The following is a 13816-nucleotide window of genomic DNA, read 5'->3' as shown; positions in this document are numbered from 1 at the left end:
AGTTCACGCGTTTGTGAATTGCGGAGGGGATTCGTTCGCGGCAATCATTCGCGAACTCCCTCCCTCGCGTAGACGCTGACCTTGATAGGTCGAGACCCCGGGCGGGCGGGCCTCAAGCCCGACCCGCGACCGTAGTGCTCTACGATCTCAGAACTATCTCTACCTGAGAAAACCCACTCTTCGCGGCTTTCTCTTCACCAAGAGATCATTGATGCCGCTCGTCGGCACGCCACGGGCATTGGCCAAGACGGGATAGCCGGTGCCTCCGACAGTCTGGTTCTGCCGGGCAAAAAGCAGCGACGTACGGCGTCGATGTGCACTCATTCTGGCCTAACACCATTTCGCGTCGAAGTTGTTTTAAGGTCGTTAGGCGCTGCATATCGGCGCGCTGCTCGCGGAGCTGACTACAATACCGGTTTTCGCCAGGGGATCATCTGTTTCGGTTCTGAGCCGCTTGCCCAAGGTGCAAGAAAAGCACGAAGTTAATACGAGTAGCCCTTTACTTGCCGAAGTCCAATCTTAAGATCTTCCACAGGGGTAGATTCGGGGGCGGCATGTACCTGTGCGGTGAAGGCATTGATGAGATACTAATCGAACTGTATCCGATCCTTCTCGCGGAGGGAGCCGAGAATGTCGGCAGCCGGGGCGGGATGCGAGAAAAGCTTGGGGTTTCCTTCCGAATGACCAACCCCAGAGCTCGGATTAGTCGATCCCAGGACCGTGGGAAGCCGTTCAGTGCATTGGGGGAATTGCTTTGGTACCTCGGCGGCTTCAATACTCTGGAGTTCATCAAGGAATACATCCCGGATTACGCCAAGGATGCCGAAGATGGCATCCTTGCTGGCGCCTACGGCCCACGGATTCATGCGATGCATGGAAGCATTAACCAGCTTGAGAATGTCACCAGACTTTTGAAAGAGAAATCCACCTCCAAGCGCGCCGTGATTCAACTTTACGATGCTGCGGACATTGCGGTCCATCACGAGGAGATTCCGTGTACGACGGCCTTGCAATTCGTAGCGCGGGACGGCCGTCTTCACATGTCCACCACGATGCGGTCGAACGACGCGTACAAGGGCCTGCCGCATGATGTGTTCTGCTTCACCATGCTTCAGGAGATGATGGCAACTCGCCTTGACCTCGATCCGGGCGATTACATTCACTACGCCGCTAGCATGCACGTTTATGACGGCTCGATCGAAGCGATGAACCACTACGTGAATGAAGGACATCAGAAGACTGTCCAAATGCCGCCGATGCCTTCCGGAGACGCATTCTCGGTTACTGACCGATTGTTGCAGGCTGAGGGGGAGATCCGGGCAGAAAGGAAAATTCGAGCCGCAGACTTCGCGAGAGAACCCTACTGGGCCGACATCATTCGCCTTCTCCAGGTGTTCTGGGCGACTAAACGTCGGGATGCGCCAGGGTTCGAAGATCTCGACGAGTTAAAGGCCGAGTTTCATGACGAGGTTTATCGAACATATCTTGAGCGAAGGCTGAAAACTCGAGCCCTGCGAAATGCCCAATCAAATGGAGCAGCCTGAAATGTGGCCGACGAGGCAGATGCAACATGAGCAGATCGCTAGTGCTCTTCAGACCTACTCTGCCAACGTCCGTAATCTCCCAGGTGCAGCGGGGAATATCGCCCGAGACACACTCGCAATGCAGTTCGTCGCGAGCCTGAGGCGCGAAGATTACTACAGGCGAGTACAGGAAAAGCCCATCACGGCAAGGAAAGCAGATCCCAACTCGGGCGCGTTCGATGCTGAGCGCGCGGTTGCATATCATATGCAGAACGAGAACGTAGAGGAAGCCGCATGGCTTGTGTTCCTGATGACACATTTCGCTCGTCCGGCGTCTTCCGGATGGCTTCGACTGAAGCAGGTATACGGCTGCCTCGGGGCTGGGATGTGGGACTGGCAGACTGTTTCGAATAACCCACAGGCAATGATTTCATGGCTGGCCGCGAATTGGATGAACATCGGAGGAAAATTCGGTAATCACCGGAAGTACGAAAGTCTGCGACCGAACTCTAACAGGAGCTTCGGTGACGTTCTGCTCAGCTATGTCGGTTGGATAGGACCCGCAGGACATCAAGCGTACTTCGCAGTAAAAATCCAGCAAACAGGCAACAATCCGGCAACAATCTTCGATACTCTTTATCGGAGTATGAGCGTGAAGACATTTGGACGCCTTGCGAAGTTTGATTACCTCGCGTTGATCGGGCGATACGGTATCGCTCCGATCGAGCCAGGGTCCGCCTATTTCAAGGGCGCTACGGGTCCCGCTTCCGGAGCGCGTCTCCTGTTCACCGGTTCGCACACTGGCGTAGCAACGGAAGCACAGCTTCAGAGCTGGGTGGATGAGTTGGACGCAAGCCTTCACGTGGGGATGATTGTGATGGAAGACGCTTTATGCAACTGGCAAAAGAGCCCGACCGCATTCGTCCATTTCAAAGGGTAGCGCGATCCTAGACGGTAGCGGGATTGATCTGACTCCAGTCCCACGTACGTTTAAGATAGTTCAGCTTGTCGGGCTCCAGCATTCCGCGGTGCTGCATCTGCCCGACGGTTAGGCCCGGGGCCACTCCAATTGACACGCTGAAGCGAACGATGTCGTCTCGTTTCGGCCCGACGCGTTCGAATTCGGACTCCCGAAGGGGAGGAATGATGCATTCCGCCGCAAACTCGTTGGCCTCATTTTCCCGATCTAAGTCCCCCGGCAGAGCTTCATCGTCAACGAAGGTGTTCGCCCTATGGAGCACCAGATGTCCGATTTCATGGAAGACCGTGAACCAGAACTGATCATCCCGCTTGTAGCGAAAGCTCAGCAGGAGCATTGCTTTGTCGGGATCGACCATCCGTATCGCGCCACTGGCACGGCAGCCGGCTGGAGCCTTGACTACTACAAGCGCAACCCCCGCTTCCGCACACAGTGTTCTCAGCTTCGGTAGAAAGAGCTGCGGATGGCGAATCATAGAAAGCTTTCGGATTTCCTTCAGCCGATCCACCAGGTTCTCGGAATTCCAGGCGCGTGTCTGGATCATGTCGGCCTCTAGTTCGCCGCGTCGGAGCCATAAGAGAGTGGCATCTTCCTTTGATGCGAATGCCTTGGAGGTACGATAGTCCGTTTCGCCCACCAAACGCCCATATCGCCCCGTCCACGATGCTGCGTCCGGAACGTTGTAGAACACCAATCTCTTGCGGATCTCGGCCGCACGGCGCTCTAGGGAAAGCTTGCCGCGCGCTTTCTGACCCGGAGCCGGGAGGCGCAGCAGCAGATCTTCGTGTCCGCTCTCTCGGACTTGAACCACAGATCGATTAACCGCCGTGTCGAAGTTCTCCTGCCGCTTCAGCCAGAATTCCGCCGTCGCTCCCAAGACCATCGACAGTGTCGAAGCGGTCGACTCGTCGATCTGCCGCGACCCGTCTATGAGGCTGCGGACGGCATCAAGCCCATCGTCCAAGCGCTCGGCAAGGTCATGTGCGGAAATGTTGCGTCTTTGCATGATTGCGCGGATTGAGTCGCCGGGTTTCGAAAACCAATTGGCTGTGTTGCGCTCATCGATCATCGTACTTCCGATATGGCTGTCAGTTTCACAAATTCAACACTCGACCAGTCAATCCGCCCAGCTTCCGTTAGTGCGACATTCTGATCCACGCTCACGAAGGTTGCCGTGTAACTCGAACCGATAGCGACTTCAAAGCTCTCATCGTCATTTATGGTTACGTCATCCCCCAGGATTTCATGCCACCCTTGGACATTCTCGAAAGCTTCCGCATCCGCAAGTTCGGTGACTAGGCGGTCTGCATATGTTCTTCCAAGCCTTTGTTCCGCTACGTCACGGTTGAGGCAGCAATGTTTTAGATCGACCGTCCCATACGAAATCTGCATCCGCGAGTCAGCGTCCGCTTGCGCAGTATTGGGTGGCGAGGCTTACGCCACGCTGATCGGCTAAGACTACGTTCATTGAGGACGAGCTGATCCTTGAGGTTTGGCAGCTTGTTTCGCGCGGATTCGATCAATGCGGGACCAGTTCCTATCCAGTTCCTGTTCGGCGGCCTCATCCATGTCGATACTGGTGGCGTTGCAAAGGGCCGCGAGCGTCACGAGGACGCCACCAACTTCTTGGCGCAAATCACCTTTCGTCCTACCGAACACGTATTCCACCAGTTCAAGTGCCTCGTCCTTTGTGCAAGAGTTCGCTTGAGCGAGTTCGAGCGCTTCCTCAAGGAAGCGATGATTGCGCTCCTGTACATTGAGGTGCACCGATGCTGGAAAGCACGCGACAACCCATTGCCACACGCGACGTTGAAACGAGCCTGAAGGCATGTCTACTCCCAAAGTTGCCCTGAGAAGACACTGAGTCTAAGGTTAGTTCAAGTTCCAGGGGAACAGCTAAGACCGCTGGACAATAAAGTTTGTGCATAAGTCATGATTTTTCTTGCAATGGCCTGGTTGAAAAAGCAAGCGGGACCGCTCCCGACCCTCCTCTTCCATTGACTCGCTCCCTCTTTGGACGGACTCGCCACTCATCAGGTAGATTCACCGGAGCCTAACCTCCTGAGGATTTAACCGATGCGCGCATTTGAGACAGCCTTGTCGACGCCTTGGGCAATGCTACCCGAACGAGTGGAAGAATTACTGAGCATCGCGGCGCGAGAGAATTTGGCGACGCCGGAAGCGCTTGAAGCCTATCGATCTGCCAATGCCCGGAACGGCGAAAAGATGCGAATTCGCGACAACATCGCGATTCTGGACGTTTCAGGACCGCTCTTCAAAAAGGCGAACCTCTTTGTCCAATTCTCCGGTGCAACTTCATACGAGATCCTGCGCCGAGACCTCCAGGCGGCCCTCGATGACAAAAGCATCGAGGGCATCATGCTCCAAATTGACAGCCCCGGCGGCGAGGCGAACGGATGTGACGAACTCGCGGCAGCAGTTTACTCGGCACGCGGCACGAAGCCGATCCACGCATATGTGAGCGGTATGGCTTGCTCCGGTGCCTACTGGATCGGCTGCGCTGCGGAAAAGATGGTCGTCAGCGATGCGGCCACCCTCGGCTCTATAGGCGTCGTGCTCGGCGTCACGGACCGTACCAAGGCTGATGAGCGCAACGGTATCAGTCGTATCGAATTCGTGTCATCGCAATCGCCGGGCAAACGTCCCGACGTTCATAGCGACGCCGGAAAGGCCAGAATCCAGAAAATGGTCGACGACCTCGGCAACGTCTTCGTCACGGCTGTGGCTAGGTACAGGGGCGTCTCCAAAGCAATCGTGATTGCCGAGTTTGGGGCCGGCGGTGTCGAGATTGGCGCGAACGCGGTGTCGAAGCGAATGGCGGACGAGGTTGGCCAGTTTGAAGCCGCACTCAAGGCGCTGCAGCGCGCCGCCGGCGCGCGACGCGCCGCTAAGACGGTAGCGATGCCGGCGCAGTCAATGGCCGTCGCAGTGCCGGGGTCTTCACCTGGCGCTTTGGACGAGACCGTCGAACAGGCCAAGCTCGCGGTGCGCCAACGCGGCCTTGCGATTATGAGGCTGGAAGACGGCGCTGCCGTCCCGACCCTCCGCAACTTCCTCATGGATACCAACATTTCGGCTGTTGAAGTGGCGAAGATGCTTCAGGCCGCACGCGAGGACCTCCAAGCGTTGGCCGTAGTCGTCGCGGCCGATCCTCGGGAAACGTATATCCGCCGAAAGACCGCCTCCGACGCTCTTGGCCTCGGCGATCCAACGGCGGTACCTTCCACCGGCGGCTGGAACCAAGCTGTCGAGGCGGCCAATCGAAGGTTTAGCTCTTAATCTAAACCTTCGGATCATTAAATTCCCTGTTCGCAATCTTCAAGGACGTGATCTCACATGATCGCCGCGCCGAGGTCGCCGAGGATCGGCCGAGCGGCAGGGCTGCCGGTCAACGTGATGCGCAGCCGACCTTCCGTCGCCGTCAGGGCCGATTTGCTGTGCTTGCGCTCGGACCAGAGTGGAAAATTCAGTTGCTCGGTTGTGGTGAGGGGGATCTCGACCCACGTGCCATCTGCCTTGTCATACTCCATCGAGACGGTAGTGCCGCCCGGCAGGAAGACCTTGATGTAGGAGGTCAAATTGACGTTATTGCCAAACTTGAAGGCACGGCAAACGTAGGTTGCCGTGGTCGCGATCTTGCCGGCCAGCAACTGGATCGGCGCGTAGACGATCGGCGATAGCTTTGCCGTGCCTTTCAAGACAGCCCGAAGCTTCACCCGCTCGGTGATGTACTCATTGAGTTGCATGACCTGGAACGGCAGCAACTGCCATACCGTGCCATTGGTGCGCTCGATCTCAAATACAACCGAACATGCAGCGCTTGGCAGTTCGACGGCCGCACGCACCTGAATATCCGAGCAGTCGACCAGGTCGAACTCGCCGAGCGGTATCGTCTTCGTGGTGACCGGATACTTTGCGGCCACCAAGCGGAACGAGAGTGCTTCACCCTGATGCGGCGTCCAGGTCTTTGCGTTGACGGAGTCAAGGCGAGGCCCGATCGGATACGGATGCGTCGTGACTTTCCGCTGGAGGCTCGCATCGAAGCCGCCAAGAGCGGCGTACGAGATCGAATGCTCGCCGTCATCCGTCTTGACCACCATCGAATGGTCTCGGTCATCCGGGGTGGTCACCGGCAGTGCGAAACGCGCCTGCTGCCAACCCAACTGTGTGGTGGCCATAGGCACGACGGCCTCCGCCATGACATCGACGGTCGGCCAGCCATTCTCAACGGAGACCTGATGCACCAGGACGTGGTGCGCGCGGTTCCCGATCTTGCAAAGATGGAAGTCGAGACCAACGAGTTGGCGCAACTCAGGCAGCATGAAATTCTGAGCCTGGGGGTCGGCGCCGCCGGCACTCGTACCGCTGCTGCTATCGCCATGGCTTCCCGAGTGGTCCCCACCATGAGCGCCGCCTGGTTGAATCACTCCCCGCTGAACGACGGTCATACCCGCCGTCCACCGCTCGATCGTGGTGACGCGACGCATGACGTCGATCTCTATGGTTCCCTGTCCGGTGAAAAGCGCCGTTGCCTCGCTGCCGCCCTTGCCTGTGATACGCACGGTTTTCGTGCCAGCGGTCACGCGCGCAGGAATCTTGAAGGTGCTGCTGACTACGCCACCGGCGTTCGCAGTTAATCCGCCGGCAGGAAGCACGCTGACGTTGTCAAAGGTCAGCTTCTCGACGATCTCACCCGCGCCGAAGCCTGATGCCGCGAAACTGATATTGATCTGCCGCAGGAACTCTGCCTGCTGGCTCCGATGGTCGACCAGGCGCGTTTCCGAACTGGTCGTTTCCAACGGGCCGCTGCCGGTACGGACTCCGCGGTTAAATTCCTGCGTCTGCGGCGACAACCATTCCGTCGTGCTCTCGGTCCAGAAGTCCGATGCCGGCGTGAGCTTCAGGGCGCCGGGCAGCGGCTTGAAATTCTGATAGGGATTGATCTTGGTGCAGCCAGTCTTCAGGGACTGGTCGACGATCACCTCCTCGACCCAATCAAGCATGAGCGGCGCCGCGATGTCCGCCTGGAAGAAGGTGACATCAATCGGCAACTGCATCATGCCGTCGCCGATGGCAGCCGTTTGAGGCACGCCAGCGTCTCGATAGGTGTCGTCGACGAGGGGGTCGATGAACATGCCTTTTTTCGCGACGGGCTCACGTGCATCGATTCCGCTTTTCAGCCGCTCGAGTTGGATCAGGCGGTCGTGATCGTAGATGCGGTTGAAGAATCGCCACATCTCCGAATAGGCAGTGAGCGGACGCCATCATTGACGACCTCCGGGGTCCCCATCCAGTCATTGAAAACCTTGCAAAGAGGCAGGACATCGGCCGGCGGCACGGGCGGCATCGCATTCTCGCGGGCAGAGATGCCGAGCACATAGGCCGGTGATCCGTCCTGACGCAGGCAGAGGAGATCCACGCGCGGGAGCTTGAATGTGTAGGTGATGATCACGTCGCCACCCGTCGCGCCACCGCTGACAGTGATCGAGCGATCGGTCATGCTGTCCGCCTGGACATCCGCACGATACCGATATTTCACGGAATACTGCGAGCCGGTGGCGGGCTCCGGCCCAACCGGAGCCCAATCGACGCCATCGCCTGTGCGCACCCAGCTGGTGCCCTCCGCGTAGGTCGTGCCGCCCTGTTTGACCTCGACGATCTGGACCACACTGGTGTCGGGAAGCCCATCAATGCCGTTCTCGATCGCGCCGCGCGTGAGATTGACCGTTTTTTCCTTCGTCAAAAGGATCCGGGAAACGGTGTCGATCGGGAACTGTGCGAGTTGGAGGGTTACGCTTGCCCCGCCGGTATAGGTGTGAGTCTCGCCGGGAACGGCGCCGAAGTCCCAGACCTCAGGCTCCGCGTGTCTCAGCGCAGCAAAGCGAGTGGTTTTGAAGCCGTTGACGTTGACCTCGCCCTGCTCAATCGAAAAAACCTGTTCGCCGTCATCGGCGCCGAGCGCCGTGACGCGGCACCCGGACACGATATAGTGCCCATGCGGGCGGTCGTAGGCCGCGAGCGCCTGCGTGAAGCCCGACAGGGCAGGCGGCGGCGTCTGGTCAAGAATAGTCCCGTCCTGCAGAAGGTAGACCTGCACGAACTCGCCTTCGGCCCCGTCTTCCGGGGTTCCCCAGATCAGCGAGATCAACTCGCGCGCAGCGCCTTCTTCGCCTTCCGCCAGAGATCCAGGCACAAGGCCGAGGAGATCCGGATCATCTTCTGATGTGATCCACTGGCGCTGGAGGCGCACCCCGATCTCGGCCCGGCCGACCATGGTCACACCGGTGAGCACTGCTTCAGCTACTGGAACGACATCACCGGCAACAAAAATCTGACCTTCGGTAAGCGTAACCGTGCCGGCCTCGGTGTCGACAACTGCGGACGCCCCCTCGACGCGGTCGCCATCTTTGGCGATCAGTCGGCCAAGGCGATCATGGCGGCCACGGATGATCGTCTGCAACTCATTCAGTTCGGCGCCCTGAATAAGCGGACGCCGGCCATAAAAGGTCACGGCCTGCTGTTCCGGCCGACCTTCGGCCCTGTCATAGGCGAGGGGAAGGCCGCTCTTGTGTTCGAACATTGGAACCTCCAAGTTTCCGGGGAAGTCATGCCCCGAACGCCGATATTAGATATCTACTATTCGTAAATATCAGATATCTGAAATCGCGTCTCGTTGACTCGCATTCTGATATCTCCCAAAACTCATGACGTGGGACGCAAGAAGACAAACTTTGATCAGATGCCGGGGCGCTTTCCGGAAGGGACATTCGACCGGATCGATTCCGTCTTGGAACCTGGGGAAAATCGGGCCGATTTCGTGCGGCGCGCCGTAGAGCGCGAGCTAAAAAGGCGAAAACGGAAAGCGCCCGACGGTGAGCGGGCGGAGCGGATATGAAAAGAAATGCATCCCAGCGCCAGCTTAGCGACGAGGAGAAGGTTGCGCTCGGCCGCAAGCTGAACCAGGTGAAGGCTTTATTGCCGCTCGGTCACCGGTGGCCATGGCTGAAGAGAGAGGCGCTCCGATAAGCTCCGTGCATGAGGCGATGAAGTTGGCGCGGGCTGCGTGACACACGGGATTTTCGGGTCCGCGTCGACGCAGTGATGCTGACGGACCGCTCGAATCGAAGATAGTCAGCCGAGTTCAGGCTACCTCGCGTGGAAATTACGAGACCGCGCGTCGAATAGCCTCTGTAGCAAGCGACCCAACACTGACCTTGTCCATGTCGTCGTCTTTAAATCGCCTAAAAGCTCCAATGAGCAAAACAACAGAAAGTGTGGTGATTGAAATGATGGGCCCAAGAACAAATGCAATTGCGACCGATTGCGGTATAGTAATAAAATGAAGCCAGAAAAACTTGTGTGTGGAATGAGCAACGAGCGCTGCCATAAATATTATAGCAATTATTGCTACCCCAGTGGCGATTCTCCTAGCGTTAATTCGTTGGCGAATTTCCGACATAAGCAACCTACGGGATTGCCATTCCCACGATAGATCGCTCATTGCCAACTGCTCCTCCAGTTGGGCAATACGCGCTTCTAATTCGGCATTAGCAGCCTTCTGCGCGGAGGTCGCATCTAAATCCTGAGGAAGTTGCGGCGGGGAATCACCTTTACCCATTATTCTCCGCCTTTGAGGCGATGCGCCGTTTCTGCTCATAATGAGGCTGGATCAGATCGTTGGGAATAGGCGCGAACCATCCCCACCTCTTTGTGGCTTGTTCCCAAGGGCCACCAGGCTCGTGCGTCATCTCAGAAAGCGTCGTCGCTGGAAGGCGGCCGTAAATGCGATACACTTCCTCCAGCAAATGAGAGTCCCATTCTGATATCGCTACGGCGTTAGGGATGGCTATCGCGCTCGAGACGTTGATCCCTTGTCCGCGAAACGCGGCATATACGTCAGGGATAACTGGCCCATACTTCCAAGCTTCGATTTTGTTGCCAAATAGCGGAGCGTTGCGCATTTCTAGATGCCAGCCATGCGCGATATAGACCAACTTTAACAGAGACATGATTGACAGGATGTACCCGTCCCGCCGGGCGCGCTCAACGAACCAGTTGGCAATATGGCGTGCGTCGTACATCTTGCCCTCCGTTCGTCTAGGGTTGCATTACAACCTGCTATATAGTGATTTTAGCAGGTTTGTAAAAACCATCTCATGATGGCCGTGCGAATGGTAATCGTCGAACACGGTTCCTTTCTGCAAGGTGCGCAGAATTCCCCAAGCCGTCAATCCTTCAAGCCGCAGACGGTGCCCTAAGTTCGAGCTCAACAGCATCCCAAAGATAGAACTCTCGGCACCTCCGCACTGCAACATGGAGGATTCGAGCGTTCTGATTAACGGCCTGTTGAGGACAGATCGGTGGAAAGCCGTAACTGGGCTTCACGGTGGCTGCTAAGTCCGTTTCATGATGGCATGGCATCGAAATCCTATGAAGTCCGAATCTCGTTCGATGCGCCGCTGCCGTTGGTGGAGCATTGATGATGACGTATCGATCAGCAGATATGGCCTGGCTGAACAGAAGCCTGGCAGCGAAAGACAAGATTAGAAAGGCTGGTCGAACGCCCAACGGCCACACCTTGTGGAAGTCTTCCGAACGGGCGGTGCTGAAGAAGCACTTTCCCGATTACAAGGCGATAAAAAAGCGGCTGCCCGAACGGTCGATGGCCGCAATTAGAGGGCAATGCCATCTGATGGGCCTAAGCACTCCTAAGGCGGCCTGGACGGCCGCCGATCGAGCCAAGCTGAAGCGCCTGTTTCCCACGGTCAGCAAGGCAGAACTGCTCGCGGCATTCCCAGGCCGGACCTATGTGTCGCTCCAGGTCAGCGGCTACCAGATGGGATTGAAGAGGTGGCGCAAGCCGTATGTGAAGACCAGCCATCCGGTCCTCGACGACGTGAGGGAGGCTTGTCGTACCAAAGGGCATTTCATGCCGGATCTCGACGTCTACGCCGGCACCGGCCACTACTTCAGCAGGTTGGCGGCACGCCGGAAGAAGCACGATTTTCGCAAGGTCGACAAAGCGATCAAAGCTCTCGGCGGGACGCTGACGATCGAATGAAGTGACAAAGATTGACTTACGCGGGATGTTGCTTGCTATGTGCCGCGTCGACGCGCTTTATCGAAAACTGTCCACTCGGCCAAGTCCAAAGCAAATTCTATTAGTTTGGTGCTGTAAGCTAATTTCATCGAGGGATCACTTATCCGCGTCTCGTCTACCCATTTGGTGACGCACCCCGTAACGTGGCTGAGAAACCGAGCGATGTCGAACGTCAGCGCTATAATTCGGTCGCCATCAGGAAACGGGCCGATAACGGTCATTGCGTCCGGAGAAATAAGATGAACTCGATCAGGCCGAGGATGAGTACCATGCTGAGAAAAGAGCTCGTAGGCGAGACGCCGAAATTCACTGCTTTTCGGGTCGAGATCGTCCAGGGTTTCTCGCAGCCTTCGACCTGAGAATTCATTTTTGAGAGTTCGGTCGTCCGCATTACGCCACCGAGCTATTTCCGCCGGTCGCCTTCGGAAAAGGTCGAGGAGAAGATCGATCTCGACCAAATCTCTGACGTTCGCCACTGCAGGCTGCCAATATCCCGCAAGAGCGCATTTTCCCGCGGCGCCGGCTGAATTCAGCGCCCGAATCGCTAACCTGATAAACGTGACATCGTCCGCTTCGTCGAGTTCAAGGCGCGCGACAGCAGTCAACATATCGACCGCGGACGAAATCAGTTTCAGGTTCTGTTTTGCAGCATCAGAGCTCTGAACGTGCCGACGGTTTTCTGCCTCGATATCACTTTCGTCCAGAATCATCGATCCGCGTTCCCCCTAGAGGGAGAATGTTTGACCGAATCCGTGATTGAGTGCAACGAGCGCAGCTTCACAACTCCCGCCGATCGGCCTTGCCGGGTCGTAGGCAACCAGAGCGATGGCGCGATTCTTGCCGGGATCAAAATTGCCATTGAAACGAACGTGCCAGTTAACCGCTGGCGTGAACTCGGCAAAGAACGCATCGTCAGCACGTTGTCTAGCGGTAGTGGCCGGCGCGATCATTCTCCCAAGCGCGCCAGCAGAGAGGGACCGTTTCGTGTCCCTCGTATCGGCTGACCGGAACGATGGGAGAAAAAGGCAGGGGCGTCATGTTGCGCTCCATGTTGCATGGATTCGCCGTGGCCGGCAGGGAGCCCTTGGAAATCAAGGGAATCCGATTGCAACACAGACGCGACATGAACGGCCCGGATTGGTTGGCAGGGCAATAACTAAACTTTTGTTTTTGCTTGGAAAAGAGGTGGTACCGTTGGCTGGGATCGAACCAGCGACCTCCGGATCCACAATCCGGCGCTCTAACCATCTGAGCTACAACGGCACGCCATCTGGCGAAGCGTCCAATACGGACAAATGCCGGACATTTCAAGCGCTATGAAGCACGATTGACAGGTCATTTTGACCCGGCTCGTCTCAAAGCCGTGCAAAACCTGCAAAATCGCCAAAAAAAGAAAAGACCGGCCGGGAGGAGGGCCGGTCTGTAAATGGCCGACTGGAGGAGGAGTCGGCCACCCGAAGGTGAAGGGAGGGAACCTTCGGGTAAATCAGTGTGCCGCTCAGGCGACCTTCAGTTCGCGCAGCGCCTTCTGGAACACGTCCTTGATCGGCTTGGCGACTTCTTCGGCAGCCTTGGTCGACACGGCCTGGAAATCCTTGGCCTGCGCGACCGTGGCCTCGGCGCGCTGGCGCAGGAAGGTGGTCTGGAGTTCGAACAGTTCCGAAAGCGACTTTGCTCCGAGCAGAGCCTCGAGGTGGCTGAAACCGGCTTCCGTGTTCGCGCGCATCGTGGCGATCGCCTTCAGCGACAGGTCGCTGCCGGCCGCCTTGGCGGTCTCCAGCGTCGTTTCGAAAGCTTTCTGGGTTTCCTCGGCGCCGGTCTTCAGCCGTACAAAGGCTTCCTTAGACTGTTCGGCGCCCTTTTCGGCAAAGGCACGGAACTGATCGGTCGCCTTGGTGGCGTCGAAGGTGGGGAATTCGGTGGTTTCCGCAAATTCAGCGGCTGTTTTGGCAGCAGTCTTGGACATTGTTCCATCCTTTACAGGGGGTATGCCTTGGTCGAGGCAGTCTCATTCATGCGTAGCCGCTATATAGTACGAACTATTGTGCAGTGCAACATTATTATTGCGACGCAACAAATCCCGCCTCCGCGTTAACCAAAAGTCGAGTTTCCGCTGGCCACACGCGTTGATTTCTGGACCTTTGAGCCACCTGCTTGATATTAACGAAGCGTTAACCGCCGGGAATCCGCCCG

The 13816-nt window shown here is 57.1% G+C and carries 12 protein-coding genes, 1 tRNA gene and 1 pseudogene; 6 read left to right on the top strand and 8 right to left on the bottom strand.

Annotated elements, in window-relative coordinates; genetic code table 11:
• Positions 1-554: 554 nt before the first annotated feature.
• Both C7441_RS18145 and C7441_RS18140 read left to right on the top strand, forming a co-directional pair.
• A complete protein-coding gene (locus C7441_RS18145; protein ID WP_109614087.1) occupies positions 555-1544 on the top strand; it encodes a thymidylate synthase in 990 nt (329 codons plus the stop codon).
• Positions 1531-2463, top strand: coding sequence for an alpha-glutamyl/putrescinyl thymine pyrophosphorylase clade 3 protein (locus C7441_RS18140; RefSeq protein WP_244916196.1), 933 nt, complete (start codon positions 1531-1533; stop codon positions 2461-2463). Before C7441_RS18145 ends, C7441_RS18140 begins: the two co-directional genes overlap by 14 nt.
• 7 nt (positions 2464-2470) lie before the next feature.
• Here the strand turns inward: C7441_RS18140 and C7441_RS18135 are convergent, their stop codons facing one another.
• Positions 2471-3571, bottom strand: a complete 1101-nt coding sequence (locus C7441_RS18135; protein WP_109614086.1) for an ImmA/IrrE family metallo-endopeptidase — start codon at positions 3569-3571, stop codon at positions 2471-2473.
• Between the two features lie 395 nt (positions 3572-3966).
• Positions 3967-4332 carry a MazG nucleotide pyrophosphohydrolase domain-containing protein gene (locus tag C7441_RS18125; protein ID WP_109614084.1) on the bottom strand — a complete coding sequence of 122 codons (366 nt, stop codon included), beginning with the start codon at positions 4330-4332 and terminating at the stop codon, positions 3967-3969.
• 246 nt (positions 4333-4578) lie between these two features.
• Between C7441_RS18125 and C7441_RS18120 the strand changes: the two genes are divergently transcribed.
• The gene (locus C7441_RS18120; RefSeq protein ID WP_109614083.1) at positions 4579-5802 is read left to right on the top strand and encodes a S49 family peptidase; all 1224 of its coding nucleotides are present in this window, start codon (positions 4579-4581) and stop codon (positions 5800-5802) included.
• Positions 5803-5855: 53 nt separating this feature from the next.
• Here C7441_RS18120 and C7441_RS24425 read toward each other — a convergent pair.
• Positions 5856-9103: pseudogene (locus C7441_RS24425) on the bottom strand (DUF4815 domain-containing protein).
• Between the two features lie 159 nt (positions 9104-9262).
• Here C7441_RS24425 and C7441_RS24645 point away from each other — a divergent pair.
• Complete coding sequence (locus C7441_RS24645) at positions 9263-9418, top strand: YlcI/YnfO family protein (RefSeq protein WP_425326599.1); 156 nt, start codon at positions 9263-9265, stop codon at positions 9416-9418.
• 267 nt (positions 9419-9685) lie between these two features.
• On the opposite strand, the gene C7441_RS18105 is transcribed toward C7441_RS24645, so the two are convergent.
• Positions 9686-10141 carry a hypothetical protein gene (locus C7441_RS18105; protein ID WP_109614080.1) on the bottom strand — a complete coding sequence of 152 codons (456 nt, stop codon included), beginning with the start codon at positions 10139-10141 and terminating at the stop codon, positions 9686-9688.
• Positions 10134-10604 carry a Panacea domain-containing protein gene (locus tag C7441_RS18100; RefSeq protein ID WP_109614079.1) on the bottom strand — a complete coding sequence of 157 codons (471 nt, stop codon included), beginning with the start codon at positions 10602-10604 and terminating at the stop codon, positions 10134-10136. Before C7441_RS18100 ends, C7441_RS18105 begins: the two co-directional genes overlap by 8 nt.
• Before the next feature lie 401 nt (positions 10605-11005).
• Between C7441_RS18100 and C7441_RS18095 the strand changes: the two genes are divergently transcribed.
• Entirely contained in the window at positions 11006-11584 is a 579-nt protein-coding gene (locus C7441_RS18095) for a hypothetical protein (RefSeq protein WP_170125177.1), read from the top strand.
• Between the two features lie 35 nt (positions 11585-11619).
• Here C7441_RS18095 and C7441_RS18090 read toward each other — a convergent pair whose 3' ends face one another.
• On the bottom strand, positions 11620-12333 hold the full coding sequence (locus C7441_RS18090) for a hypothetical protein (RefSeq protein WP_109614077.1): 714 nt from the start codon (positions 12331-12333) through the stop codon (positions 11620-11622).
• Between the two features lie 30 nt (positions 12334-12363).
• Between C7441_RS18090 and C7441_RS23840 the strand changes: the two genes are divergently transcribed.
• Positions 12364-12627, top strand: coding sequence for a hypothetical protein (locus C7441_RS23840; RefSeq protein ID WP_146201516.1), 264 nt, complete (start codon positions 12364-12366; stop codon positions 12625-12627).
• 182 nt (positions 12628-12809) lie between these two features.
• On the opposite strand, the gene C7441_RS18085 is transcribed toward C7441_RS23840, so the two are convergent.
• Positions 12810-12886: transfer RNA gene (locus C7441_RS18085), tRNA-His, on the bottom strand.
• Between the two features lie 235 nt (positions 12887-13121).
• Positions 13122-13589 (bottom strand): phasin, encoded by a 468-nt coding sequence (locus C7441_RS18080; protein WP_109614076.1) that lies wholly within the window; start codon positions 13587-13589, stop codon positions 13122-13124.
• Positions 13590-13816 lie beyond the last annotated feature (227 nt).

Origin of the sequence: Pseudaminobacter salicylatoxidans, from assembly GCF_003148475.1 — a bacterium.
Taxonomy (GTDB): domain Bacteria; phylum Pseudomonadota; class Alphaproteobacteria; order Rhizobiales; family Rhizobiaceae; genus Pseudaminobacter; species Pseudaminobacter salicylatoxidans.
The sequence above is the reverse complement of the archived record's forward strand: the minus strand, read 5'-3'. Positions and strand labels throughout refer to the sequence as shown.

What these genes read in the sequence shown, in the direction of transcription:
- C7441_RS18145 (WP_109614087.1), top strand. Translation starts at nt 555, where the DNA reads ATGTACCTGTGCGGTGAAGGCATTGATGAGATACTAATCGAACTGTAT.
- C7441_RS18140 (WP_244916196.1), top strand. Translation starts at nt 1,531, where the DNA reads ATGGAGCAGCCTGAAATGTGGCCGACGAGGCAGATGCAACATGAGCAG.
- C7441_RS18135 (WP_109614086.1), bottom strand. Translation starts at nt 3,571, where the DNA reads ATGATCGATGAGCGCAACACAGCCAATTGGTTTTCGAAACCCGGCGAC.
- C7441_RS18125 (WP_109614084.1), bottom strand. Translation starts at nt 4,332, where the DNA reads ATGCCTTCAGGCTCGTTTCAACGTCGCGTGTGGCAATGGGTTGTCGCG.
- C7441_RS18120 (WP_109614083.1), top strand. Translation starts at nt 4,579, where the DNA reads ATGCGCGCATTTGAGACAGCCTTGTCGACGCCTTGGGCAATGCTACCC.
- C7441_RS24645 (WP_425326599.1), top strand. Translation starts at nt 9,263, where the DNA reads ATGCCGGGGCGCTTTCCGGAAGGGACATTCGACCGGATCGATTCCGTC.
- C7441_RS18105 (WP_109614080.1), bottom strand. Translation starts at nt 10,141, where the DNA reads ATGGGTAAAGGTGATTCCCCGCCGCAACTTCCTCAGGATTTAGATGCG.
- C7441_RS18100 (WP_109614079.1), bottom strand. Translation starts at nt 10,604, where the DNA reads ATGTACGACGCACGCCATATTGCCAACTGGTTCGTTGAGCGCGCCCGG.
- C7441_RS18095 (WP_170125177.1), top strand. Translation starts at nt 11,006, where the DNA reads ATGACGTATCGATCAGCAGATATGGCCTGGCTGAACAGAAGCCTGGCA.
- C7441_RS18090 (WP_109614077.1), bottom strand. Translation starts at nt 12,333, where the DNA reads ATGATTCTGGACGAAAGTGATATCGAGGCAGAAAACCGTCGGCACGTT.
- C7441_RS18080 (WP_109614076.1), bottom strand. Translation starts at nt 13,589, where the DNA reads ATGTCCAAGACTGCTGCCAAAACAGCCGCTGAATTTGCGGAAACCACC.